The organism is Cupriavidus agavae (assembly GCF_004217045.1).
GTDB classification, from domain to species: domain Bacteria; phylum Pseudomonadota; class Gammaproteobacteria; order Burkholderiales; family Burkholderiaceae; genus Cupriavidus; species Cupriavidus agavae.
Genome location: NZ_SGXM01000002.1, coordinates 236,063 through 259,994, shown reverse-complemented (window position 1 = coordinate 259,994; position 23,932 = coordinate 236,063). Strand labels below are relative to the sequence as shown.

Sequence of the window (23,932 nt, the reverse complement as noted above, 5' to 3'; positions counted from 1 at the left end):
CACACCTCTGCAGTCGAAATAGAGTGGCTGCATGGTACCGCAGGATGCCCCCGCCCGCGCGGCCCCGGTCCTAGGCGTGACCCTGCCCGGTCTCTGGGGAATCGACTTCGGTCAGCGTCTGTTCCAGTTCGTCGAACACGCGCTGCGTGGCGCCCCGCGTGGCCAGCGAGAACAGCAGCAGCGAGTGTCCCGTGACCTGGTAGGTGTCGCCGGACTGGAATGCCGGCAACTCGTCGCGAGCCGGGGCATTGGTGTCGATCAGGCAGGTCCAGCGGTCATCCCCGGGAATGTCGGGCAGCGTGAAGTTGACCACGTCATGGTGGGCATTGAACACGAGCAGTACCGTGGCGTCGGAAGCGGGCTGGCGAATGCCGGAAGACCGCGCACGGCCGTCCAGCACCATGCCGAAGCAGCGCATCGCGCCATCGTCCCACTGTTCGGGCGTCAGGTCGTCGCCGGACGGCGAGAGCCAGCGCACTTCTGCCACGCCAAGCGATTCGTCGAGTGCTCCGCTCAGGAAGCGGCTGCGGCGCAGCACCGGCAACTTGCGGCGCAGCGTGATCAGGTTCTGCACGAACGAGGTCAGCGCCTGTCCCGCCTCGTCGCGCTCCCAGTTCACCCAGCTGATCTCGTTGTCCTGGCAGTAGGCGTTGTTGTTGCCGTGCTGGGTGCGGCCGAACTCGTCGCCGGCGCACAGCATCGGCGTGCCTTGCGAGAACAGCAGCGTGGCCAGCAGGTTGCGTTTCTGGCGCTCGCGCAGCGCCACGATGTCGGCATCGTCGGTGGCCCCCTCGGCGCCGCAGTTCCAGGCGTTGTTGTCAGAGCTGCCGTCGTTGTTGTCCTCGCCATTGGCCTCGTTGTGCTTGTCGTTGTAGCTGACAAGGTCGTTGAGCGTGAAGCCATCGTGCGCGGTGATGAAGTTGACGCTGGCCCAGGGGCGCCGGCCCCGGTGGTCGAACAGGTCGGCCGAGCCGGTCAGCCGCGTTGCCAGTTCGGCGGCCATGCCTTCGTCGCCCTTCCAGAAGCGGCGCGTCGTGTCACGGTAGCGGTCATTCCATTCGGCCCAGCCCGGCGGGAAGTTGCCCACCTGGTAGCCGCCCGGGCCGCAGTCCCATGGCTCGGCAATCAGCTTGACGCTGGAGAGGATCGGGTCTTGCCGGCAGGCTTTCAGGAACCCGCTCTGGTAATCGAATCCATCGGGCTCGCGGGCGAGGATGGTGGCAAGGTCGAAGCGGAAGCCGTCGATCTGCATCTCGCTGACCCAGTAGCGCAGGCTGTCGGTCACCATCTGCAGCACGCGCGGATGCGACAGGTTCAGCGTGTTGCCGGTGCCGGTATCGTTGATGTGATAGCGCTTCTGGTCGGGCAGGAGCCGATAGTACGACGCGTTGTCGATGCCGCGGAACGACAGCGTCGGCCCGCGCTCGCTGCCCTCGGCGGTGTGGTTGTAGACCACGTCCATGATGACTTCGAGCCCGGCCTCGTGAAAGCGGTCGATGGTCTGCTTGATCTCCTGGATGTCGCCGGCCCGGCCCGACAGGAAGCGCTGGTCGGCGGCAAAGAAGCCGATCGTGTTGTAGCCCCAGTAGTTGGTCAGGCCCTTGTCGAGCAGATGGCTGTCGTTGACGAAGGCGTGGATCGGCAGCAGCTCCACCGAGGTGATGCCGAGGCTCTTCAGGTAGTCGATCACCGCGCGCTGTCCCAGCCCGGCGAATGTGCCGCGAAGCTTCTCGGGGACGTGCGGATGCAGGCGCGTCAGACCCCGCACATGGGCTTCGTAGATCACGCTCTGGTCCCACGGCACGCGGTTGCCCAGCGGGTGTTCCCACGTGAAGCCCCGGTCCACCACGACGCATTTCTGGACGAAGGGCGCGCTGTCGCGCTCATCGAACGTCAGGTCGTCACCCTCGGCGCCGATCGTGTAGCCGAACACCGCATGATCCCAGCGCAGTTCGCCGGCATACGCCTTGGCGTACGGGTCCAGCAGCAGCTTGTTCGGGTTGAAGCGGTGGCCGTTCTCCGGCTCGTAAGGACCGTGCACCCGGTAGCCGTAGACGGTGCCGGGGCCCAGCCCGTCGATCCGGACGTGCCAGACTTCGTCGGTGTACTCGGGCAGGTCGATCCGCTCGATCTCCTGCTTGCCATCGGCATCGAACAGGCACAACTCGACACGCGTGGCATGGGCCGAGAACAGCGCAAAGTTGACGCCGCTGCCGTCCCAGGTGGCGCCAAGGGGAAAGGGATTGCCCTCGCTGATTCGCGGGTCGCGCATGGTTTTTTTCTCCGCATGGAATATCTGGCTCTGGGGTGGCGGTAAAGCAGGAGCCGTGCCGGGGCGCGGGGGGCGGCGCGATGCGGGATGGCGGGGAGGGAGGGAAAAGTTTGCCGGGTGCGGTGGCGGCAGGGCGGTAAATTTTGCGATGGCGTCTTGTTCCGCTCTCCCGCGCCGCGAGAGAGCGGAGCCAACGGCGGCGGATGCTAAAGCACGCCCTTGGCTCTCAACCCGGCCACCGCGTCGGCATCCAGCCCCAGACACTCGCGCAACACTTCCTCGGTATGCTGCCCCAGCGCAGGCGGCGCATGGCGCAGCGTTGGCGGGGTGTCCTGCAGCCGCAAAGGGCTGGCCGTCGTGCAGACCCGGTTCACGGGGTCCGTCGCCCCCTCGCCAGCCGCGTACCGGTACTGCTCCACCCGCAGCCCGCGCGCCTGCACCTGCGGGTCGGCAAACGCCTGGCCGATGTCGTTGATCGGGCCGCAGGGCACCGTTGCGGCTTCCAGCAGGCGGATCCACTCGGCGGTAGGGCGGGTCCGCGTGATGGCGGACATCGCCGGAATCAGCGTGTCCCGATGGGTCACGCGGCTGCTGTTGGTGGTGTAGCGGGCGTCGCGGGCCCAGTCCACGTCGGCCACCTCGCAGAAGCGGGCAAACTGGCCGTCGTTGCCGATCGCCAGCAGCATGTCGCCGTCCGCGGTGGGAAAGTCCTGGTAGGGGACCACGCTCGGGTGCACGTTGCCCTGGCGCGAGGGCACCACGCCGGCGTTGAGGTAGCCGGCGCCCTGGTTGGCCAGTACCGCCATGGCGACGTCGAGCAGCGCGATGTCGATGCGCTGGCCGCGCCCGGTATGGTGGCGCGCCTCGATGGCGCCGAGGATTGCCGTGGTCGCGTACATGCCCGTAAACACGTCGATGACGGCCACGCCCACCCGCATCGGCCCGGCGCCGGGTTCGCCGTCTGGCTGCCCGGTGATGCTCATCAGGCCGCTCATCGCCTGCACCAGCAGGTCGTAGCCGGGGCGGGCCGCGTACGGCCCGGTCTGGCCGAAACCGGTGATCGAACAGTAGACCAGACGCGGATTGAGTGCCGCGAGCGCGTCGTAGTCGAGCCCGTAGCGCTTGAGGCCGCCGGTCTTGTAGTTCTCGATGACGACATCGCTCTGCAGCGCCAGGTCGCGCACCAGTTGCTGGCCGTCCGGCGTGGCGATGTCCACCGTGACCGAGCGCTTGTTGCGGTTGCACGCGGCGAAATAGCTGGCCTGGGGCGTCGGGCCATCGGTGCCGTCGAGGTACGGCGGACCCCAGTGGCGCGTATCGTCGCCGGTGCCGGGCTTCTCGATCTTGATGACATCGGCGCCCATGTCGGCGAGGTTTTGCGAGCACCAGGGGCCGGCCAGCACGCGCGACAGGTCGAGCACGCGCAAGTGGCTCAGCGCGCCGGTCTGGCGCGACGGCGGCGGGAGCGGGGCGGCGCCGGCCATCGTCATGCCGCCTCGACCGGTGCGAAAACCGGCACGGGCGCGCTGCCGTCGCCATCGGTGGGCGCGAAGCGGACCCTGACCCGCTGGCCGATGCGCACACGGTCGAGGTCGGTGTCGACGATATGGGTCATCATCGTGACCCCTTCGTCCAGGCGCACGTAGGCGATGCAGAACGGATTCGGCCCGGCGCGGCGCGTGATGCTGAACGAATAGATCTCGCCCAGCCCCGAGGCCGTCTTCCATTCGGTGTCGCCCATGCAGAACGGGCAGAGCGTGCGCGGATACCAGTGCGGCTTGCCGCAGCCGGTGCAATGGCGCACCAGCAGCCGGCCCTCGCGCGCGGCCTGCCAGAAGGCGGCGTTGTCCGGCAGTTCGTCCGGGGCCTTGTAGGGCGTGGGTACGTAAGGCGTGGTCATCGCTGTCTTCCTTTATTCGCGTTCGAGGATCAGGGTGGCCGAGCCGTGGCGCGACCCCATGTAGCCGCCCGTGCCCTGGGCCAGCGCCAGTCCGCAGTCCCGGACCTGCACGGCCGGGTGTGCCTCGCCGCGCAACTGCCGCACGGCCTCGATCACCTTGGTGATGCCGCCACGGTTGGCCGGATGGTTGTTGCAGAGGCCGCCGCCATCGGTGTTGATCGGCAGCTTGCCGACGCCGGAGATCAGGTTGCCGTCCATCACGAACCGGCCGCCTTCGCCCTTCTTGCAGAAGCCGAGATCTTCCAGCTGCATCAGTACCGTGATCGTGAAGCTGTCGTAGATCGACGCGTACTGGATATCGGAGGGGGTCACGCCGGCCTCGGCGAACGCTGCCGCGCCCGAGATCTTCGCGGCGGACCACGACAGGTCCACCTGTCCGCCGAGCAGGCCCTTGACGTGCTCGCCGGCCCCCAGCACCTTGATCCTCGGGCGCTTCAGCGTGGCCGCGATCTCGGGGCGCGCCACCACCAGTGCACCGCCGCCGTCGGACACCACGCAGCAATCCAGACGGTGCAGCGGGTCCGAGATCATCGGCGAGTTGACCACGTCCTCGACCGTCACCAGCTCGCGCAGCATGGCGTTGGGGTTGTGCTGTGCGTGGTGCGATGCCGCCACCTTGATCCATGCAAGCTGTTCGGGCGTGGTGCCGTACTCGTACATGTGGCGTTGCGCGACCATGGCATACAGGTTGACCGTCACCGGGTTGAACGGCGCCTCGAACGGCTGGTCGGGCAGGTTGGCGCCCCAGTTGCGCGCCTGCGTGCCGCTCGACCCCTCCGAGCGGGGCCGGCCCGCCAGCGTGATCAGCGCCACGTTGCACTTGCCGGCGGCGATGGCCTGCGCGGCGTGCGAGACGTGCGCGATATACGAGGAGCCGCCCATTTCGCTGGAGTCGACGTGGCGGGCGTTCAGGCCGAGATAGTCGACCATGTTGACCATGCCGAGCCCGGGGGCGTCGCCCGCGCAGAAATAGCCGTCGACATCGGCCAGCGTCAGGCCGGCATCCTCCAGGGCGCCGCGCGCGCTTTCGGCGTGCAACTGGGCGACGGTCTTGTCCGGTGCCTTGCGGGTCGGGTGCTCGTAGGCGCCTACGATATAGGCCTTGCTGTGGATCGTCATGAAGTTCCTTCGGTCTTGTCGGTCACGCCGCCATGGCGGCGGTGTAGCGTTCGAGATGCAGGTCGGAGTCGCCCAGCAGTACGTCCGCCATGGCCAGCGCCTTGAAATAGTCGCCAACCTCGAGTTCGTCGGTCATGCCCATGCCGCCGTGCAACTGTACCGCCTGTTGGCCGACGAAGCGCGCGGCGCGTGCGGTCACCACCTTGGCGGCGGAGACCTTGCGCCGGCGTTCGGCCACGTCGGCGGCATCGAGGCCCTGCGCGGCCACATAGGCCATCGACAGCGCCAGCTCCTTCTGCATGACCATCTCCGCCACGCGGTGCTGCAGCGCCTGAAACGAGGCCAGCGGCTTGCCGAACTGCCTGCGGGTGTCAAGGTATTCGGCAGTGATCTCGATCAGCCGCTCCATCGCGCCGGCCGCCGCCGCGCACTGCGCCGCGATGCCGTGGTCAAGGCCGAGTTCCAGCGCTTCGAGTCCCTGCACGGTGAGCAGCGTGGCGGGCGTATCGGCCAGCGTCAGGTCGGCACCGGCGAGGCGGTCGATGGTCGGGTAGCCCGCAACGGTCAGCCCGGGTGCGTCGCGCTGCACCACGAACAACGCCAGTGCGCCATCGAGCCATGCCGAGACGATATAGGCGTGTGCCGCCGCCCCATGCCAGACAGCGGATTTGGCGCCGCTCAGCACATAGGCCCCGGACGCTTCCCGGCGCGCCTGTGCGCGGGCGGCTTCCGCGCGATAGCGGGTGCCGGGTTCCAGATAGGCGATGGCGAAGATTGTCTCGCCGCTCGCGACGGCGGGCAGGCAGGCCGCCTGCATCTCGGGCGGCGCGAAACCGCGCAGGATGGCCGGGGCGATGACGCCGCCGGGAATCACGGGCTCCTGCACCAGTGCGCGGCCCAGTTCGCGCTGCACCACGGCCTGCGTGGCGGGGCCTTCGCCGAATCCGCCATGTTCGGCCGGCACCGACAGGCCGGCCACGCCCATTTCGGACAAGGCAGACCAGATATGGGGGTCGAAGCTGCCATGCTCGCGCGCGTTGCGGCGTCGGGTGTCGAACGTGTATTCGGTCGAGACAAAGCGGCGCAGGCTGTCGGTCAGCATCTGCTGTTCTTCGCTATAGGTGAAATCCATGCCGTCGTCCTCAGAAGCCGATGATCATCTTGGAGATGATGTTCTTTTGCACCTCGGTGGAGCCGCCGTAAATCGAGGCCTTGCGCATGTCGAAGTACGTGGCGGCGGCGGGCGTGGCCCAGCCCGGGCCGCTGGCCGGGCGCGGCGCGCCGGCATCAAGCCAATCGGCTGCATAGGGCCAGCCGTCCGGGCCGGCCACCTCCATCTGCAGCATGGCGATGTCCTGCTGCAACTCCGAGCCACGGATCTTGACCAGCGATGCCTCGGGGCCCGGCGTGCCGGCGGCCTGCGTGGCCACGCGCAACAGCAGCATTTCCAGCGCCAGCAGGTCCATCTCCACGCGGGCGATGCGGTCGCGCATGCGGGGATCCTCGACCAGCGGCCGGCCCCGGCCGTCGCTGACTTCCGCAGCATAGTGTTTCAGCTGGCGCAGTTCGCGGTAGCAGTGGCCGATGCCGGCAATGCCGGTCCGCTCGTGGCCGAGCAGGTACTTGGCGTAAGTCCAGCCACGGTTCTCCTCGCCGAGCAGGTTGGCCACCGGCACCTCGACGTCCTCGAACCAGGTTTCATTGACGTCATGGCCGCCGTCGAGCGTCTTGATCGGCCTGACCGTCACGCCCGGCGATTTCATGTCGATCAGCAGCATCGAGATGCCTTCCTGCGCCTTGGCCTCGGGGTCGGTGCGGACGAGGCAGAAAATCCAGTCGGCGAAGTGGGCCATGGTGGTCCAGGTCTTCTGCCCGTTGACGATGAACTTGTCGCCGCGCCGCTCCGCGCGGGTGCGCAGCGATGCCAGGTCAGAGCCGGCGCCGGGCTCCGAATAGCCCTGGCACCAGAAATCCTCCACGGTGGGAATGCGCGGCAGGAACCGCTCCTGGTGTTCCTGGCTGGCGTATTTCATCAGCACCGGGCCGATCATGGTCAGCCCGAACGGCAGCAGGCGCGGCGCGCCGGCCTGCAGGGTCTCGATCTCGAAGATCAGGCGCTGCAGCGCATTCCAGCCGGTGCCGCCCCATTCGGTGGGCCAGGTCGGCGCGCCCCAGCCCTGTGCGTGCAGGATGCGGTGCCAGCGCACGTAGTCGTCCTTCTCCACCCGGCGGTGGCCCAGCACCTTGTCGCGGATGTCCGCTGGCAGGCTGGCCTGGACAAAGGCGCGGACTTCCTGGCGGAAGTGGTCTTCTTCTTTTGAAAAACGCAGGTCCATGGGGTTGTCTCCTCGGTGCTACCGATTCTAGGGGCGGCCCCGCCTCGCTGGTTCAGGTTTGCCGAATCCGGGCTTTAGCTATGCGGAATGCGGCGGCCGGCCCGTACCGCAGTGCGGTTTCAGCGAAGCAAAGGCGGGCCTTGCGATTTACGAATGGCGCGGCCCCGGCTTTGCGCTCATGCTGCGCCCACCACTTCCAAGGATTGAAAAAGGATGGCCAGCGTGACCCAGCGTATTCATCACCTGCTTGACCACTGGTTGACCGAGGCGCCCGACCAGCCGTTCATCCACCTGCCCGATGGCCGCTGCGTCACGTTCGCCGAGCTTGGGGCGCTGGCGTACATTGCCGAGACCGAACTGCGGGCGCTGGATGTACGCCCCGGCGACCGCGTGATGGTGGTGGCGGAGAACTGTCCCGAGCATGCCGCGCTGATCGTGGCGTGCAGCCGCGTCGGCGCCTGGTCTTGCGGCGTCAACGCGCGCATGGCCCCCGGCGAGATCGAGGCGTTTGCCGAGCGGGCCGACGCCCGCGTGGTGTACTTCACGGCCGCGGCGTCGCCGACCGCCGCCGCGCACGCCGCGCGTTTCGACGCCACACTGTCGGCGCTGCCCGGCATGCTGCGTTCGGCGGTGCGCCCGGAGGCGCAGATCGAGCCCGGCCCGCTGCGCGACGCCGTGGCCGCGCTGATCTTCACGTCCGGCACCACGGGCGAGCCGAAAGGCGTGATGCTGACCCACGACGCGCTGATCCACTTTGCACGCGTCACGCGCGATGCCCGCGCGCTGACCCCGGCGGACCGCAGCTACGCCTTCGTGCCGATGACGCATATCTTCGGTCTCGGCACGGTGCTGATCAGTTCGTTGCTCTCGGGTGCCCAGCTCGTGATGCGCCCCCAGTTCGATCCCGACGACCTGCTCGACGCGCTGGCCCACCACGGCGTGTCGCAACTGCAGGGTCCGCCGACGCTGTTCTCGCGCCTGATGGCACATCTGCAGCAACACGGCATCACCAAGCCGGTGGCGCCGGCGCTGCGCTACCTCTATACCGGTGCGGGTCCGCTCGACCTCGCGCTGAAACAGCGCGTGGAGGCGATGTTCGGCCTGGCGCTGCACCATGGCTACGGACTCTCCGAGTACGCCGGCTCGGTTCACGTGACACGCCTGGGAGAGCAGCGCCCCGACACCAGCGCTGGCTACGCGGTGGCGGAAGCCGAGGTGCAGGTCACTGACCCGGCCACCGGCCGGCCGCTGCCGCTTGGCGAGCGCGGCGAACTCTGGTTGCGGGGCAGGGGGCTGATGCCGGGCTATTTCCGCGATCCGGAGGCCACGGCCGCCGTGATGCGCGACGGCGGCTGGTATGCCAGCGGCGATCTCGGCGAGATGCACGCGGACGGCGCGCTGTTCGTGGTGGGCCGGCTCAAGGAAATGATCATCCGCTCGGGCTTCAACGTGTATCCGGCCGAGGTGGAGACGGCCCTGAACACGCACCCGAGCATCCAGCGCTCGGCGGTGGTGGGGCGCCCCGAGGGTGACGGCAACGAGGAAATCGTCGCTTTCGTCGAGCTGCGCCCCGGCGCGCCGCTCGAACCCGCCGCGCTGCGCGAGCACCTGCGCAGCCGGCTCGCCCCCTACAAGCGCCCGGCCCGGATCGTGGCGCTGGCCGAACTGCCCACCAACAACAACGGCAAGATCCTCAAGCGCGTGCTGCGGGAGCAGGCCGGTTCGATGATGTCCCAAGGAGACTAGCCATGACCCGTTCTTCCCACTCCGCCATGCGTCGGCGGCTACTCGGCGCCGGCCTGTTGGCCGCGGCCGCGCATCCGCTTGCGGTGCTGGCGCAGGACACCTGGCCCGCCAAGCCGGTGCGGCTGATCGTGCCGTTTCCGCCTGGCGGTCCGGTGGACAGCACCGCGCGCATCTTCAGCCAACGCCTTGGCGAGATCTGGAAGCAGCCGATCGTCATCGACAACCGCGCGGGGGCGGGCGGCACCATTGGCGCCAGTATCGCGGCGAAGGAGGCACCCGACGGCTACACGCTGTTCCTCGGCTCGATCCACCACGCGGTCAATCCTTCGCTGATGGGCAAGCTGCCGTACGACATCGAGAAGGACTTCGCGCCGGTGAGCTTTGCGGCGATGTTCCCGGTGTTCGTGGTGGCTCACCCGTCGGTGCCGGCCAGCAACATCAAGGAACTGATCGCCTACGCGAAGCAGCCCGGACGGACGCTGTCGTACGGTTCGTCCGGCAATGGCGGCGGTACCCATCTGGCCGGCGAACTGTTCAACATGGAAGCCGGCACGAAGCTGCAGCACGTGCCTTACAAGGGCAGTGGCCCGGCGATGAATGACCTGCTCGGCGGCCAGGTGCAGCTGATGTTCAGCGACGCCCCGACTGCCCTGCAGCACATCAAGACTGGCCGCATCAAGGTGCTGGGCGTGGCCAGCCGCCAGCGCTCGGGCATGCTGCCGGACGTGCCGACGGTCGCGGAATCGGGTCTGCCGGGCTACGAGGCATACTCCTGGGCCGCGCTGTTCGCGCCCGCCCAGACTCCGAAAGCGGTGCTCGACAAGATCAACGCCGATTTCAACGTGGCGATGGGCGACGCCAGCGTGAAGCAGCGCCTGCTGCAGGCCGGCGCGGAAGCCGATCCCGGCACGCAGGCGCAGATGCGGCAGCGGCTCCATGCCGAGATCGTCAAGTGGGGCAAGGTGATCAAGGCCGCGGGGATCACGGCGGGGTAAGGGTTACTCCCCGCTCCTGCTTTGCGGGAGCGGGGAGCCATGAACGGTTGGGCTACGTCACCGCCCACTGGAACAACGGCGCCTCCTTCTCCTTGAAACGCCGCACGGCCTCCTTGTGATAATCGGTCGTGAACGCGATGCCCTGGCCGAGCGCTTCCAGTTCCAGCATGGCCCGCAGATCGCTGTCCAGCGACTGGTTCAGCGCGCGTTTGGTCAACGCATAGGCTGCAGGCGAGGCGCTGGCGAGGCTGCGCGCCAGCTGGTCGGCACGGCTGAAGAGCCGGTCCTGCTCCACGATCTCGAACACCACGCCCATCTGGCGCGCTTCCTCGGCCTGGATTTCGCGCGCGCTGAAGACCAGCTCGCGGGCGCGGGCCATGCCCACCACGCGCGGCAGCGTGTAGAGCGCGCCGCAGTCCGGCACCAGTCCTACCTTCATGAACGGCATGCAGAAGCGGGCGCGCGGCGAGGCCACGATGAAATCGGCCAGCAGCGCGAGGCTGAAGCCGGCGCCGTACGCCACGCCGTCTACCGCCGCGACCACCGGGCGATCGAGGTCGGCCAGCATGGCAACCCAGCCGTGCAGGTCGTCCATGCGGTTGCGTCCGGCGTCGGCATCGGTGACGTTCATCGAACGGATATCGCCGCCCGAGCAGAAGTCCGTGCCGGCGCCGCGCAGCACTACCGCGCGTACCGTGCGGTCGGCGCGGATCTGCTGCACGGTCTCGCGCAGCGCGTCGCGGATGGGCGGGTTCAGGGCGTTCTTCTGCTCCGGCCGGTTCAGCGTCAGCGTGGCGACGCCGTCCTCCAGCGTCACGCGCAACGTATCGGGCTCTGCCATGTGGGGTCTCCGGGGAATGATGGGCAATGGCACAGCATACCCAAGCGCGGCGGTTCGGATCTTGCTGTGTCTGGAAGCCGGCGTTCGGCGCACCGGAAGGCCACGCTCCGGGGTTGCCAGAATGGCGCGGCGCAGCGCAATCGGGGGATAATCGCCGATTATCCTGGAGACAACGACATGCGCTTCGATCTGGTCGATCTGAATCTCTTCACGCATATTGCGGAAGCCAGCAGCCTGACCCGCGGTGCAGAACGTTGTCACCTGTCGCTTCCCGCCGCCAGCACGCGCATCAAGAACCTGGAGGAACAGGTGGGTGTCAAGCTGCTGAGCCGCAGCAGCCAGGGCGTCAAGGTCACGCCGGCCGGCGAGACCTTGCTGGCCCACGCGCGCCGGGTGCTGCGCCAGATCGAGCAGTTGAGCGGCGACCTGCAGGAATACGCTTCGGGCATCAAGGGCCACGTGCGCGTGTTCGCCAACACCACCGCCATGAGCGAGTTCCTGCCCGGCGTGCTGCGCACATACCTCGTCAACCACCCCGATGTGACGGTCGATATCCGCGAACGGCTCAGCCCCGATATCGTGCGCGCGGTGCAGGAGGGCATGGTCGACATCGGCATAGCGGCCAGCGGCGTCAACATGGATGGCCTCGAAGTGATGCCGTATCGGCTCGACCGCCTGGTGCTGGCCACGGCGTTGAGCCATCCGCTGGCGCAGCGCAAGCGGGTGCGGTTCGTGGAGACGCTCGACTACGACTTCATTGGCCTGCCCGAGGAAAGCGCGATCCACAACTTCCTGAAGCGGGCCGCCGCCGATCTGCAGCGCACCCTGCACTGGCGCATCCAGGTCAGCAACTTCGAGACGGCGGGGCGGATGATCGAGGCCAATGTCGGCATCGGCGTGCTGCCCGAGAGCACCGCGCGGCGCCATGCGAAGACCATGGCGCTGAATATCGTCCAGATCGAGGATGACTGGGCCGAACGCAAGCTGCAGATCTGCGTGGCCGACCGCGAGGCGCTGCCGGTATTCGCGCGCAAGCTGGTGGACCTGCTGGTGGCTGACGGCGTGGGTGATCCGGCCTGACGTGGCCCGACGCGCTGCCGGTCAGGCCAGTTCGGCCACCATGCCGCGCAACTGGTGCTTGTGCAGCTTGCCGCTGGCCGTGGTGGGGATTGCCGCCACGCGCACGATGCGGGCCGGACGCTTGTACGGCGACAGCCGCTCGGCCAGATAGGTCTGCAAGGCCGCCGGATCGAACGGTTCCCCCTCCCGGATTTCCACGAACGCCACGATCTCCTCGTTGCCGTCCGCCGCAGGATGGCCAACCACGGCCGACAGCCGCACCGTCGGGTGGGTGTTGATGACCGATTCCACCTCGATCGGATAGACGCTGAAGCCCGAGCGGATGATCAGGTCGCGCGTGCGGCCCACGATGAACAGCGCGCCGTCGGGGCCGAGCCGGCCGATATCGCCGGTGTTGAGCCAGCCGTCCGGGCGCAGCGCCTCGGCGGTCTGTTCCGGTGCGTGGTAGTAGCCGCGCATCACGCCGGGCCCCCGAACCCACAGTTCGCCGGGCGTGCCTGCTGGCGCGGGCTGGCCGTCAGCCCCCATCACGCGCAACTCCGCACCCTCCACAATCTCGCCGGCGGAGCAGTCGTCGCGCGGACGGTCCGGGCGCGTGATGAACAGCGACCCCGCGTATTCGGTCATGCCGTACCCGTGGTGCAGCGGCTGTCCGAAGACCGTCTCCACGTTGCGCTTGAGCGCCGGGTCGAGCGGGCCGCCGCCCGTATACATATAGCGCAGCCGGGGTGCGTCGAGGCGGCTCACGCCCTGCCGTGCCAGTTGGGCGAGCAGGCGGCTGAACATCGCCGGCACGCCTTGCAGGATCGAGATGGCGCCGTGCTGCAGCGCGTCGCAGGCATCGTTGACATTGAACCGGGCTACCAGATGCAGGCTGCCGCCGCCCTGGAACGTGGCCAGCAGCAACGTGGCGAGGCCGAAGATGTGGGACATCGGCATCACGGCGTAGGCGCAGTCGCCGGGTCCGATGGCGCGGCTCTCGGCGGTGACGCGGGCATAGTGCAGCAGCCCGCGATGCGTGACCATCACGCCCTTGGGGCTGCCGGTGGTGCCCGAGGTATAGATCAGCGCGGCCACCTCGCGGGCCAGCGCCTCGGGTTCGGATTCGCTGCGCGGGTCGACCTCGGCCGCCATCAGCGGCCCAAGCCCGGCCGGGGCGATCTCCCTTGCGCGGTACAGCAGGCCGTGGCGCAGCGCATCGGGCGACGCCGCCAGCGTGAACAGCATCAGGCGGGGCCGGCAGTGCGCGCGGATTTCCTCGATCTCGCGCGGCGTGAGGCGCGCGTTGGTCACCACGGGCCACGCGCCCAGTTCTGACAGCGCGAACACCAGCGTGATCAGTGCAAGGCAATTCTCGCCGATGATCATCACGCGGTCTCCGGCGCCCACGCCTTGCGACGCCAGATACTCGCGCGCCAGTCCGATACCGTCCCAGAGCTGCCCGTACGTCACGCGGCGTTCGCCTTCGTGGACGGCCACCCGTTCGGGCGCCTGGTTGGCCCAATGGCGAGGAATATCGCTGATCCTGTCCTGCGGCATGTCGCTGAAGTCCCGTTATTCCACTTCGATATTGGCAGTCTTGACCACATTGCCCCAGAGCGCCAGTTCCTTCCTGATCCGGTCCTGCAGCGGTGCCGGGCCGGTCACGTTGAGGTCGTAGCCCACATCCGACATGCGGGTGCGGAATGCCGGGTCCTGCCCCACGGCCTGCTGCGCCTTGACGAGTCGATCGGTCACGTCGGCCGGCAGCCCGAGCGGGCCGACCAGACCGTACCAGCCGGTCAGGTCGTATTGCCTGAGGCCCGATTCCACGAGCGTCGGCACGCTGGGCAGCGCGGCGTTGCGGGTTTTGGAGGTGACTGCCAGCGCGCGGACCTTGCCGCCCTGGATGTGGCCGATGGCCGTTCCGGTGATATCGAACATGAACGTGACCTTGCCGCTGATGACATCGGCCATGGCCGGCGCATTGCCCTTGTAGGGGACATGCAGCATCTTCACGCCGGTCATCTGGGCCAGCAGTTCGGCGGAAAGGTGGTTCGACGCGCCCACGCCGGCCGAGCCGAAGCTCACGTCGCCGGGGTGCTTGCGCGCGTAGGAGACCAACTCCTCGACGTTCTTCGCCGGGAAATCCTTGTTGATCAGCAGGACGTTGGTGTAGTCGGTGATCAGCCCCACGTAGCTGAAATCCTGTGCGGGCCTGAAGCTGACCGATTTCTGGATCAGCGGGGTCATCGTCATCGTGGGGCTGGCCACGAAGTAGAGCGTGTAGCCATCTGGCCTGGCGCTGGCCGTCATGCCGGCCGCGATGGCTCCGCTGGCGCCGGCGCGATTATCCACCACCACCGGCTGCTTCAGTACGCGGCCGAGGTTGTCCGCGTAGATGCGGGCGGCGGTATCCACCGGGCCGCCCGGCGCGTAGCCGACCAGAAGCCGGATCGGCCGCGAGGGAAAGGTATCGGCCAGCGCCGCCCCGTGCGCCAGCGCCAGCACCATGCCGGCGAGCATGATTCGCACCATGGTCTCCTCCTGTTGTCAGGTTCTTGTTGGAGACCACTGTGGGGCACGCCAGCCGCCCCGGCAATTTGCATTTGTTTAAGGTGGGCTTCGAGGAAGCGATAGCGGCGCGAAGATGGTGCGGCGCCGCATCCCCGCGGTTCAGGCCTGCCGCTCGCCGAGAGTGGTGGTGCCAGCGGCGGCCAGCGCGTCGATCCGTGCGTCGTCGTAGCCGAGGGCGGACAGGATTTCGCGGCTCTGCCCGCCCAGCGGCTCGCCCGCATGCCGGTAGGCGGCCGGCGTGGCCGAGTAGCGTACCGGATGGGCGATCTGGCGCAGCGCCTGCCCTGTGCCGGGCACGGGCACGTCCACCACCATGCCGCGCGCCTGCATCTGGGGATGGGTGGCGGCTTCCTCCAGCGTCAGTACCGGCTCCACGCAGCAGTCCACCCCGGCAAAGACTTCGCACCAGGCGGCGAACGGGCGGCTGGCGAACGCGGCGGCGATGCCGCGCTTCAGCGCCGGCATGTCGGATCTCGCCAGCGCAAGCCATTCCGGGTGTTCCATCGCCTCGCAGAAGCGCTCCAGGAACTGCGGTTCCAGGCTGCCCACCGAGAAATGACGGCCATCGGCCGTGGCGTAGTAGTCGTAGAAAGTGCCACCGTTGAGCCCTTCGGCGGCGGGGCGCGGCGCGCGGCCGCCGGCAAGACAGGCAGCGCCGGACAGCGCATTGAGGCTGAAGGCCGCGTCGGTCATGCTGACGTCGATGGCCTGCCCGGCGCCGCTGCGGTCCCGGTGCACGACCGCGGCCAGGATGGACAGCGCGGCATGCAGGCTGCCGCCCGCCACATCGGCCACCTGGATGCCGAGTGGCGCCGGCGCATCGCGCCCGCTGTAGCTTGCCGTACCGGCGATCGACAGGTAGTTGATGTCGTGGCCCGCGCGGTCGCGGTATGGGCCGTCCTGGCCGTAGCCGGTGATCGAGCAATAGATCAGCGCCGGATTGTGCTCGCGCAACTGCGCGTAGCCGAGTCCGAGCCGCGCCATCACCCCGGGGCGGAACTGCTCGACCACGATGTCATGCGTGGCGATCAGTTGCCGCACGATCTCCGGCGCCTCGGGGTGTTTCAGATCGAGTGCCAGCGAGCGCTTGTTGCGATTGAGCCAGGCGTGCGCGGCCGACGCGCCGTGGCGCTGCGGGGCCAGGCGCCGCACGGCGTCGGGGCGCCCGGGCGCTTCCACGCGGATCACGTCGGCGCCCAGGTCGGCCAGTGCCAGCGTGGCGAACGGCCCGGGCAGCAGGGCGGAGAAATCGAGGATCTTCAGGCCAGCCAGGGGTCCGCTCATGGTCGTCAGGGGGAAGGTGGGCAATGTGGCCGATTGTTCCACCGGCCGTCGCGCGCGTCGTGGTCCGTTCGGACCAATCGGGCCGTGCCACGCAAATTGGTTCGTTTGGCGCACGACATGCCCGTGCGTGCTCCGTAGAGTCTGGTTCAGGCGGTTGCCGGCAGCGGCGGTCCATCCGGGGCACGCCAGCCGTGAACCGGGCATCACATCGAGGAGACGAGCAATGTATCTGACGCAAGGGCTGCATCGCTGCATGCAGCAGACGCCGGACGACCGCGCCACCGTGTTCCAGGGCCGCACCCAGACGTTCCGGACGCTGCATGGCCGCGTGTCACGGCTGGCCGGCGCGCTGCAGGCGCAGGGCATGGCGCCCGGCGACCGTGTCAGCATGCTGGCGCTGAACTCGGACCGCTATATCGAATACATGCTGGCGGTCTGGTGGGGCGGTGGCGTGCTGAACCCGGTCAATATCCGCTGGAGCGTGCCCGAGATCGTCTACTCGCTGGACGACTGCGATACCGGCATCCTGATCGTGGATGACCAGTTCCTGCCCATGGTGCCCGGCATCCTGGCCGGCGCGCGGCGCCCGCCGTGCGTGATCCATGCCGGCGAGCAGCGCGCGCCGGACGGCCTGCTCGGCTACGAGGCACTGATCGCGGCCGCCACGCCGGTGCCCGACGCGTTCCGCGGCGGCAACGACCTGGCGTCGATCATGTACACCGGCGGCACCACGGGCAAGCCCAAGGGCGTCATGCAGTCGCACCTGAACCTGTGGGCATCGGCGGTCTCGCGCATGGCGCAATACCGCGAAGGGTCGGGCGCCTTTGTCTCGCTGCAGGTGGCGCCGCTGTTCCACACCGCCGCCATGGCGCGGGCGGTCGGCCATATCGTGATGGGCGACGTGCAGGTGATCCAGCCCGGCTTCGTGCCGGCGGCGGTGCTGGCGGCCGTCGAGCAGGAAAAGATCGAAGAGCTGCTGCTGGTGCCGACCATGCTGCAGGCGCTGCTCGCCGATCCGGCGTTCGGCCGGCACGACCTGTCCAGCCTGCGGCGCATCTCCTATGGCGCCTCGCCGATCTCCGCCGGCCTGCTCGATCGGGCGCTGGCCGCGCTGCCCGATATCGATTTCTTCCACGCCTACGGCATGACCGAGGCGAGCCCGCTCATCACGGTCAACCCGCCCGGGAACCATCGCCACGCGGGGCGTCAGAGCGGCCTGTACCGCTCGGCGGGCCGCGCCAGTGCAGGCGTGACGATGCGCATCGTCGATCCGGAGGGCAACGAGGTGCCGCGCCACACCGTGGGCGAGATCATCGTGCGCGGCGCCAATGTCTTCAGTGGCTACTGGAACCGCCCGAAGGAAACCGCCGAGGCGCTGCGCGACGGCTGGCTCTACACCGGCGACGGCGGCTACATGGACGACGAAGGCTACCTGTTCATCGTCGACCGTCTCAAGGACATGATCGTCACTGGCGGCGAGAACGTCTATTCGGCCGAGGTCGAGAGCGTGCTGTCGCTGCACCCCGATGTGGCGTCCTGCGCGGTGATCGGCATTCCCGATGCCGACTGGGGCGAGGCAGTGCACGCGGTGGTGGTGCCGCATGCGGGCCGGAACCCGGACGAGGCAGCCTTGCGCGAGCACTGCCGGGCGGCGCTGGCCCACTACAAGTGCCCCCGGAGCATCGAGTTCCGGGCCGACTTGCCGCTGTCGGCCGCCGGCAAGATCCTGAAGCGCGACCTGCGCGACGCGTACTGGCGCGGCCAGGCGCGGCAGGTTGGCTGAACCCTTATCTCCACGAACGAGGAAACGAGCATGAGCAGAACTGTACTGGTGGCGGGTGTCGGCATGATCCCGTTCACGAAGCCGGGCGCGAGCGACGACTATCACGTGATGGGCGCCAACGCCGCGCGTGCCGCGCTGGCGGACGCAGGCGTGGACTACGCGCTGGTGGAACAGGCCTATGTCGGCTATGTCTATGGCGACTCCACGGCGGGACAGGCCGCGATCTACGGCGTGGGCCTGACCGGCATTCCCGTCGTCAACGTCAACAACAACTGCGCCACGGGCTCTACGGCGCTGTTCCTGGCGCGGCAGGCGGTGGCCAGCGGCGCCGTGGAATGCGCGATTGCCCTCGGCTTCGAACAGATGGTGCCGGGCGCGCTCAAGGGCGCCTATGAGGACCGCCCGGCGCCGCTCGCGCGCTTTGTCGACGTGATGCGCGATATCCAGGGCGTCGACGCAGCCGCGCCGCGTGCCGCCCAGTTCTTCGGCGGCGCGGCGCGCGACTATCTCAAGGAGTACGACATCCGCCCCGACACGTTCGGCCGGATCTCGGTCAAGGCACGGCAGCACGCCGCGCGCAACCCGTTTGCGGTGTTCCGCAATACGGTGACGCTCGACCAGGTGATGGCGTCGCCGGCCGTCTTCGACCCGCTGACGCGCCTGCAGTGCTGTCCGCCCACATGCGGCGCAGCCGCCGCGATCGTGTGTTCCGAGGCGTTCGCGAAGAAGTACGGCCTCGACACCCGTGTGGCGATCCGCGCGCAGGCCATGACCACCGACCGCAACAGTACGTTCGACGAGGGCGACATGCGCAAGGTGGTGGGCTACGACATGACACATGCCGCGGCGCAGACGGTCTACGAGGCCGCCGGGGTGGGGCCGGAGGATATCGACGTGGTGGAGCTGCACGACTGCTTCACCGCCAATGAACTGATCACTTACGAGGCGCTGGGCCTGACGCCCGAGGGCACGGCCGAGAAATTCATCCTCGACGGCGACAACACCTATGGCGGGCGTGTGGTAACCAACCCCTCGGGCGGCCTGCTGTCGAAAGGCCATCCGCTCGGCGCTACCGGACTGGCCCAGTGCGCGGAACTGGTCTGGCAACTGCGCGGCCAGGCGCAGGACCGCCAGGTCAGCGGCGCGAAGCTGGCGCTCCAGCACAACCTCGGCCTCGGCGGCGCCTGCGTGGTGACGCTGTACGAACGCCAGTAAGCGGAGGCATCCATGCTCGATACCCGACATATCGGCACGGTGGTCTCGCGCCACACCGTGGAGGTCGAAGCCGGCCGGCTCCGCTTCTTCGCCAAGGCCACCGGCCAGGCGGATCCGCGCTACGCCGACCACGCTGCGGCGGCCGACGCGGGCTACCCGGCGCTGCCGGTGCCCCCCACGTTCCTGTTCTGCCTGGAGATGGAGGCGCCCAACCCGCGCGCCACGCTCGACCTGCTCGGCATCGACATCGGCCGCATCCTGCACGGCGAACAGGGTTTCCAGTATCACCGCATGGCGTTTGCGGGGGAGCGGCTGACCTTCGAGATGCGCATCGCCGACATCTACGAGAAGAAGGGCGGCGCGCTGGGCTTCGTGGTGCGCGAGACACGCGTGACCGGCGCCGATGGCGGCCCGGTGGCTGACCTGCGCAGCGTGGTGGTGGTGCGCAATACCGGAGAGACACGATGAGCGAGATCCGCTTCGAGGCGCTGGAGGTCGGCAGCCAGTTGCCGCCGTTCGACACGGAGCCGCTGAGCCGGCTGGCGCTGGCGCTCTACGCGGGGGCGTCCGGCGACCACAACCCGATCCATGTCGACATCGACTTCGCGCGCCGCGCCGGCATGCCCGACGTTTTCGCCCACGGCATGCTGTCGATGGCCTACCTGGGGCGGCTGCTGACCAACTGGGTGCCGCAGGAGCAGATCCGCGCGTTCTCGGTGCGCTTCGCGGCCATCACCCATGTCGGCGACGTCGTGACGTGCAGCGGCGTGGTCACCGGGAAGGACGCGGCGGCCGGTACCGTGCGCGTGGCGCTGTCCACGTGCAACCAGCAGGGCGAAATCAAACTGGCCGGCGAGGCGCTGATCGCGCCCACGGCCTGACAACCACAGAGGAGACACCCATGAGCAAGTTGCAGGACAAGGTAGCCATCGTATCGGGTTCGGGCCGGGGCATCGGCCGCGAGATCGCACTGAAGCTGGCCAGCGAAGGCGCGGCCGTGGTCGTGAACGACCTCGACGCGGAGCCGGCCAATGCCGTGGTGCGCGAGATCCAGGCCGCTGGCGGCCGGGCTGTTGCGTGCACGGGCAGCGTGACCGATGCCGATTTCGCTGACCGGTTCGTGCAGACGGCGCTGCAATCGTTCGGCGGTCTCGACATCATCGTGAACAACGCCGGCTACACCTGGGACAACGTGATCCAGAAGATGTCGGACGAACAGTGGTCGACCATCATGGACGTGCACGTCACCGCGCCGTTCCGCATCCTGCGCGCGGCGTCGGACCATTTCCGCGAGACCGCCAAGGCCGACGCCGCGGCGGGCCGGGAAGTATTCCGCAAGGTGGTCAACATCTCGTCGGTGTCGGGCGTGACCGGCAATGCCGGCCAGGCCAACTACTCGGCGGCCAAGGCGGCCATCAACGGCCTGACGCGCGCGCTGGCCAAGGAGTGGGGCCGCTACCGCGTCAACGTCAACAGCGTGGCGTTCGGGCTGATCAAGACGCGCCTGACCGAGGCGGTGGCAGGCGACAACGCCACGATCGACATCGCGGGCCGCGAGATCAAGGTAGGCGTCAACGCGCAACTGATGAAGAACGTCGAGGCCACCATCCCGGTGGGCCGTGGCGGCACGCCGGCCGAGGCCGCCGGCGCGGTCTACCTGCTGTGCATTCCCGAGTCGAACTACATCAGCGGCCAGGTGCTGGTGGTCAGCGGCGGCCGTACCTGATCCGCGCCACTACGAGAGGATAGCCATGTCGAACCAGAGCCCATGGATTACCGAGGACCTGTCGATCTTCCAGGACGCCATCCGCAAGTTTGTCGAGCGCGAACTGGTACCGAACGAGGAGCGCTGGGGCAAGCAGCAGCACGTGGACCGTGAAACCTGGCGCAAGGCCGGCGAGATCGGCATGCTGTGCGCCAGCATTCCGGAGGCGTACGGCGGAGGCGGGGGATCGTACGCGCACGATGCCATCATCGCCTACGAACAGGCTCGCGCCATGGCCACGAGCCTGGGAACGGGCGTGCACAGTGCCATCGTGGCGCACTACATCCTGCGCTATGGCTCCGAGGCGCAGAAGCAGCGCTGGCTGCCGAAGATGGCGACCGGCGAGTTGGTGGGCGCCATTGCCATGTCCGAGCCGGGCGCGGGGTCGGACCTCAAGAACGTCAAGACGCGCGCCGTGCGCGACGGCGACCACTACGTGATCGACGGTTCGAAGACGTTTATCTCGAACGGGTTGCTGGCCGACCTGATCTGCGTGGTGGTCAAGACCGACCCGACGCAGGGTGCCCGGGGCGTGTCGATCATCGTGGTGGAGACGGCAGGGCTGGCAGGTTTCCGGCGCGGCCGCGTGCTGGAGAAGATCGGCCAGAAGGGGCAGGACACGGCCGAACTGTTCTTCGACGGCGTGCGCGTACCGTGTGGCAACCTGCTTGGCGACGAGGAAGGGCGCGGCTTCTACCAGTTGATGCAGCAGTTGCCCCAGGAGCGCATGACCATCGCGCTTGGCGCGCTCGGCTCGATGGAACGGGCGCTGGAAACCACGGTGGCCTACGTGCGTGACCGTCAGGTGTTCGGCACGGCGCTGCTGGAACTGCAGAACACGCGTTTCCGGCTGGCCGAATGCAAGACGCACGTAGCCGTGGCCCGCGCCTTCGTGGACGACTGCATGGCGAAGGTGTTGCGTGGCGAACTCGATGGCGAGACGGCGGCGATGGCCAAATGGTGGTGCACGCAGAAAAGCTGCGAGATCATCGACGAGTGCCTGCAACTGCACGGCGGATACGGCTACATGGCCGAGTATCCGATTGCCCGGCTCTACGTCAACGCGCGCGTGGGCAAGATCTATGGCGGCTCCAACGAGATCATGAAGGAGTTGATTGCCCGTACGCTGTAGCGCCGCCGCGTCACGTTACGTCACGTCTCGGCGGGAAGCGGGGCCTGCGTCAGTCGAGCAGGCCCCGTTGCCGGGCGATCGCCACCACTTCGGTGCGGCTCTGCGCTCCCAGCTTGGCGCTGATCCGGCGCAGGTGGGACTTCACGGTGAGTTCGGAGACGAACAGCTTCTCGGCAATGGCCCGGTTGCGGTGGCCATGCGAGAGCATTTGCACCACATCGCGTTCGCGCAGCGTCAGCGCATCGGGGCCCGCGTCCGGCGTCGTCGGTGGCGGCGCGGCTGCCGTGGCCCCGGCGCCCATGCGCGCCAGCAGCCCCGGCACGAAGCCCGGCGCCACGCCGTGGGCCTGGCTTGCGGCACCACGGGCCTGCTGCCAGCGCTGCAGCAGCACGACCAGGGCCGGTCCTTCGTCGAGAAAGCTGCGCACGAGTCCTTCATGGCTTGCCAGGCGCAGCGCGTCGGTCAGTGTGTCCAGCGCGGTGTCGGCCTGGGCCGCGCCATCGAGCGCCATCGCGTGCAGCAGCCGGAGCTTGAGCAGCCGCCAATGACGCTGCTGCGCGACTGCCACGGCGATGGCGCCGGCCAGCGCCACGCTGGCCGTGCGATGCTGGCCGCGCGCGATATCGAGCCGCCAGCGTGCCACGGCAGGGATGTCGACCTCGTTGCCGTAGCCGGCGTCGTCGAGCGCTTCCCAGGCGCCGTGCTGTTCCGCGGCGCGCAGCGCCTGCGCGGCGGCGTCGAGGGCACCGTCCAGCGTGGCGACGCGGGCGCGTTCGAGCCAGGCCGAACAGACCGCGCGTGGCGACGGCATCTGGCCACCCAGTTCCTCCAGTTCGAGCAGGCGGCGCTGCCAGAGGTCGCGGTCGCCGCGCGCCAGCGCGATGCGGGCGCTCAGGATGTGGCAGGTGGTCATCGAATCGACCGGTCCTGTCATCTTGGCGAACGGCAGCGTGTCGTTGACGAGCCGCCCGATGCTCAGGATCGCGCCAGCGGTGGAATCAGTGATGTAGAGCGTCTTGCGGTCCGCACCGCCAAAGGCGAGATTGGTCAGCGAGTGGCCGGCAGGCCCCCGGATCACTTCGACCGGTTCGGCACGGTGGTTCAGCACCCAGACATAGGCCAGCCCGGGGTTGGCCACCAGCAGCCGGCCGGACTGGTCCATCGCCAGCCCGTCGGGGCCGCTCGGACCATGCGAGGTAAAGAACTGGCCGGTCTTGGAGACATTGCCGTCCGCCTGCAATGGCATGCGCCAGACGCAGTTGCCGCGCGTGACTGCCACGAACAGGAAGCGCTCGTCGGGCGACAGCACGATGCCGTTCGGGCTGGGCACGTTGTGCAGCAGCAGGTCCAGCCGGCCTTCGGGCGTCAGCCGGTACACGCGCCCGGTGGGATCGTGCAGGCCGGTCTGGCCCTGGTCGGTGAAGTACACGTTGCCGCGCGTATCGAGCGTAAGGTCGTTGACGCCCTTGAAACTCTCGGTATTGCGCCGGCCCAGATGCGGCCGGACGCTGCCGGTGCGGGTATCCACGCGCATCAGCCCGTTGCGGTAATCGGTCACCAGCAGTTCGTGCTGGCCGAGGAACTTCATGCCGTTCGGCTCGCCGTCCCATTCGGCCACCAGCTCCCATGCGCCAGCGGCATCGATCCGGAAGATGCGGCCGTTGGGAATGTCGCTGACGTAGAGGTTGCCGGCATCGTCCACCACCGGGCCTTCGAGGAACGAGTCGATGGCCCGCCCGCCCTGGTTGGCGTCGGACCAGTCGGTCCGGCGGGCATCGCGGTAGCGCGCGGGCAGGCTGCTGAACAGCGTGGCTTCGCGGACGACGGGTGGATGCAGAAGGAACATGG

Annotated in this window: 20 protein-coding genes and 1 pseudogene; 9 read left to right on the top strand and 12 right to left on the bottom strand. The window is 68.3% G+C overall.

Annotated features, from left to right (window positions below; genetic code table 11):
* Positions 1-70 precede the first annotated feature (70 nt).
* The 6 genes from glgX to EV147_RS12200 form a co-directional block, all read right to left on the bottom strand.
* Entirely contained in the window at positions 71-2,272 is a 2,202-nt protein-coding gene (gene glgX / locus EV147_RS12225; protein WP_130391453.1) for a glycogen debranching protein GlgX, read from the bottom strand.
* 206 nt (positions 2,273-2,478) lie between these two features.
* The gene (locus EV147_RS12220) at positions 2,479-3,756 is read right to left on the bottom strand and encodes a CaiB/BaiF CoA transferase family protein (protein ID WP_407923232.1); all 1,278 of its coding nucleotides are present in this window, start codon (positions 3,754-3,756) and stop codon (positions 2,479-2,481) included.
* Between the two features lie 2 nt (positions 3,757-3,758).
* Positions 3,759-4,172, bottom strand: a complete 414-nt coding sequence (locus EV147_RS12215) for a Zn-ribbon domain-containing OB-fold protein (RefSeq protein ID WP_130391451.1) — start codon at positions 4,170-4,172, stop codon at positions 3,759-3,761.
* Positions 4,173-4,184: 12 nt separating this feature from the next.
* Positions 4,185-5,351, bottom strand: a complete 1,167-nt coding sequence (locus EV147_RS12210; protein WP_130391450.1) for a thiolase domain-containing protein — start codon at positions 5,349-5,351, stop codon at positions 4,185-4,187.
* 22 nt (positions 5,352-5,373) lie between these two features.
* Complete coding sequence (locus tag EV147_RS12205) at positions 5,374-6,483, bottom strand: acyl-CoA dehydrogenase family protein (protein ID WP_130391449.1); 1,110 nt, start codon at positions 6,481-6,483, stop codon at positions 5,374-5,376.
* A 10-nt stretch (positions 6,484-6,493) separates the two neighbouring features.
* The gene (locus tag EV147_RS12200) at positions 6,494-7,687 is read right to left on the bottom strand and encodes an acyl-CoA dehydrogenase family protein (protein WP_130391448.1); all 1,194 of its coding nucleotides are present in this window, start codon (positions 7,685-7,687) and stop codon (positions 6,494-6,496) included.
* Between the two features lie 222 nt (positions 7,688-7,909).
* On the opposite strand from EV147_RS12200, the gene EV147_RS12195 reads away from it, so the two are divergent.
* Together EV147_RS12195 and EV147_RS12190 are read left to right on the top strand one after the other, a co-directional pair.
* Positions 7,910-9,433, top strand: coding sequence for a class I adenylate-forming enzyme family protein (locus EV147_RS12195; RefSeq protein WP_130391447.1), 1,524 nt, complete (start codon positions 7,910-7,912; stop codon positions 9,431-9,433).
* A 2-nt stretch (positions 9,434-9,435) separates the two neighbouring features.
* A complete protein-coding gene (locus tag EV147_RS12190) occupies positions 9,436-10,428 on the top strand; it encodes a tripartite tricarboxylate transporter substrate binding protein (RefSeq protein ID WP_235844705.1) in 993 nt (330 codons plus the stop codon).
* 52 nt (positions 10,429-10,480) lie between these two features.
* Here EV147_RS12190 and EV147_RS12185 read toward each other — a convergent pair whose 3' ends face one another.
* Complete coding sequence (locus tag EV147_RS12185) at positions 10,481-11,269, bottom strand: enoyl-CoA hydratase/isomerase family protein (RefSeq protein WP_130391446.1); 789 nt, start codon at positions 11,267-11,269, stop codon at positions 10,481-10,483.
* A gap of 177 nt (positions 11,270-11,446) precedes the next feature.
* Between EV147_RS12185 and EV147_RS12180 the strand changes: the two genes are divergently transcribed.
* On the top strand, positions 11,447-12,349 hold the full coding sequence (locus tag EV147_RS12180) for a LysR family transcriptional regulator (protein WP_130391445.1): 903 nt from the start codon (positions 11,447-11,449) through the stop codon (positions 12,347-12,349).
* A 21-nt stretch (positions 12,350-12,370) separates the two neighbouring features.
* Here the strand turns inward: EV147_RS12180 and EV147_RS12175 are convergent, their stop codons facing one another.
* The 3 genes from EV147_RS12175 to EV147_RS12165 all read right to left on the bottom strand — a co-directional run bounded on the left by EV147_RS12175 (position 12,371) and on the right by EV147_RS12165 (position 16,189).
* Positions 12,371-13,888 carry a class I adenylate-forming enzyme family protein gene (locus EV147_RS12175; protein ID WP_130391444.1) on the bottom strand — a complete coding sequence of 506 codons (1,518 nt, stop codon included), beginning with the start codon at positions 13,886-13,888 and terminating at the stop codon, positions 12,371-12,373.
* A gap of 15 nt (positions 13,889-13,903) precedes the next feature.
* Positions 13,904-14,866, bottom strand: coding sequence for a Bug family tripartite tricarboxylate transporter substrate binding protein (locus EV147_RS12170; protein WP_130391443.1), 963 nt, complete (start codon positions 14,864-14,866; stop codon positions 13,904-13,906).
* Positions 14,867-15,004: 138 nt separating this feature from the next.
* Entirely contained in the window at positions 15,005-16,189 is a 1,185-nt protein-coding gene (locus EV147_RS12165) for a CaiB/BaiF CoA transferase family protein (RefSeq protein WP_130391442.1), read from the bottom strand.
* A 223-nt stretch (positions 16,190-16,412) separates the two neighbouring features.
* On the opposite strand from EV147_RS12165, the gene EV147_RS12160 reads away from it, so the two are divergent.
* Genes EV147_RS12160 through EV147_RS12135 form a run of 6 tightly spaced genes read left to right on the top strand, consistent with a single transcriptional unit; the run spans position 16,413 to position 22,084 of the window.
* Positions 16,413-17,972, top strand: a complete 1,560-nt coding sequence (locus EV147_RS12160; RefSeq protein ID WP_130391441.1) for a long-chain-fatty-acid--CoA ligase — start codon at positions 16,413-16,415, stop codon at positions 17,970-17,972.
* Between the two features lie 30 nt (positions 17,973-18,002).
* Positions 18,003-19,187, top strand: coding sequence for a lipid-transfer protein (locus EV147_RS12155; RefSeq protein WP_130391440.1), 1,185 nt, complete (start codon positions 18,003-18,005; stop codon positions 19,185-19,187).
* A 12-nt stretch (positions 19,188-19,199) separates the two neighbouring features.
* Complete coding sequence (locus EV147_RS12150) at positions 19,200-19,655, top strand: MaoC family dehydratase N-terminal domain-containing protein (protein WP_130391439.1); 456 nt, start codon at positions 19,200-19,202, stop codon at positions 19,653-19,655.
* Positions 19,652-20,068 (top strand): MaoC family dehydratase, encoded by a 417-nt coding sequence (locus EV147_RS12145; protein WP_130391438.1) that lies wholly within the window; start codon positions 19,652-19,654, stop codon positions 20,066-20,068. The genes EV147_RS12150 and EV147_RS12145 overlap by 4 nt, the downstream gene beginning before the upstream one ends.
* Positions 20,069-20,088: 20 nt before the next feature.
* A complete protein-coding gene (locus tag EV147_RS12140; RefSeq protein WP_130391437.1) occupies positions 20,089-20,913 on the top strand; it encodes an SDR family NAD(P)-dependent oxidoreductase in 825 nt (274 codons plus the stop codon).
* Positions 20,914-20,938: 25 nt separating this feature from the next.
* Complete coding sequence (locus tag EV147_RS12135; RefSeq protein WP_130391436.1) at positions 20,939-22,084, top strand: acyl-CoA dehydrogenase family protein; 1,146 nt, start codon at positions 20,939-20,941, stop codon at positions 22,082-22,084.
* A 49-nt stretch (positions 22,085-22,133) separates the two neighbouring features.
* Here the strand turns inward: EV147_RS12135 and EV147_RS12130 are convergent, their stop codons facing one another.
* Positions 22,134-22,997 carry a LuxR C-terminal-related transcriptional regulator gene (locus EV147_RS12130; RefSeq protein WP_235844737.1) on the bottom strand — a complete coding sequence of 288 codons (864 nt, stop codon included), beginning with the start codon at positions 22,995-22,997 and terminating at the stop codon, positions 22,134-22,136.
* 63 nt (positions 22,998-23,060) lie between these two features.
* Positions 23,061-23,930: pseudogene (locus tag EV147_RS12125) on the bottom strand (SMP-30/gluconolactonase/LRE family protein); the annotation flags it as partial.
* Positions 23,931-23,932: the final 2 nt, after the last annotated feature.

Bases quoted from the DNA above. Each gene is read 5' to 3' on its own strand.
- EV147_RS12175 (WP_130391444.1), bottom strand. From the start codon at position 13,888: ATGCCGCAGGACAGGATCAGCGATATTCCTCGCCATTGGGCCAACCAG.
- EV147_RS12150 (WP_130391439.1), top strand. From the start codon at position 19,200: ATGCTCGATACCCGACATATCGGCACGGTGGTCTCGCGCCACACCGTG.
- EV147_RS12145 (WP_130391438.1), top strand. From the start codon at position 19,652: ATGAGCGAGATCCGCTTCGAGGCGCTGGAGGTCGGCAGCCAGTTGCCG.
- EV147_RS12170 (WP_130391443.1), bottom strand. From the start codon at position 14,866: ATGGTGCGAATCATGCTCGCCGGCATGGTGCTGGCGCTGGCGCACGGG.
- EV147_RS12165 (WP_130391442.1), bottom strand. From the start codon at position 16,189: ATGAGCGGACCCCTGGCTGGCCTGAAGATCCTCGATTTCTCCGCCCTG.
- EV147_RS12155 (WP_130391440.1), top strand. From the start codon at position 18,003: ATGAGCAGAACTGTACTGGTGGCGGGTGTCGGCATGATCCCGTTCACG.
- EV147_RS12130 (WP_235844737.1), bottom strand. From the start codon at position 22,997: ATGACCACCTGCCACATCCTGAGCGCCCGCATCGCGCTGGCGCGCGGC.
- EV147_RS12215 (WP_130391451.1), bottom strand. From the start codon at position 4,172: ATGACCACGCCTTACGTACCCACGCCCTACAAGGCCCCGGACGAACTG.
- EV147_RS12210 (WP_130391450.1), bottom strand. From the start codon at position 5,351: ATGACGATCCACAGCAAGGCCTATATCGTAGGCGCCTACGAGCACCCG.
- EV147_RS12160 (WP_130391441.1), top strand. From the start codon at position 16,413: ATGTATCTGACGCAAGGGCTGCATCGCTGCATGCAGCAGACGCCGGAC.
- EV147_RS12205 (WP_130391449.1), bottom strand. From the start codon at position 6,483: ATGGATTTCACCTATAGCGAAGAACAGCAGATGCTGACCGACAGCCTG.
- EV147_RS12200 (WP_130391448.1), bottom strand. From the start codon at position 7,687: ATGGACCTGCGTTTTTCAAAAGAAGAAGACCACTTCCGCCAGGAAGTC.
- EV147_RS12140 (WP_130391437.1), top strand. From the start codon at position 20,089: ATGAGCAAGTTGCAGGACAAGGTAGCCATCGTATCGGGTTCGGGCCGG.
- EV147_RS12180 (WP_130391445.1), top strand. From the start codon at position 11,447: ATGCGCTTCGATCTGGTCGATCTGAATCTCTTCACGCATATTGCGGAA.
- EV147_RS12185 (WP_130391446.1), bottom strand. From the start codon at position 11,269: ATGGCAGAGCCCGATACGTTGCGCGTGACGCTGGAGGACGGCGTCGCC.
- EV147_RS12135 (WP_130391436.1), top strand. From the start codon at position 20,939: ATGTCGAACCAGAGCCCATGGATTACCGAGGACCTGTCGATCTTCCAG.
- EV147_RS12220 (WP_407923232.1), bottom strand. From the start codon at position 3,756: ATGGCCGGCGCCGCCCCGCTCCCGCCGCCGTCGCGCCAGACCGGCGCG.
- glgX (WP_130391453.1), bottom strand. From the start codon at position 2,272: ATGCGCGACCCGCGAATCAGCGAGGGCAATCCCTTTCCCCTTGGCGCC.
- EV147_RS12190 (WP_235844705.1), top strand. From the start codon at position 9,436: ATGACCCGTTCTTCCCACTCCGCCATGCGTCGGCGGCTACTCGGCGCC.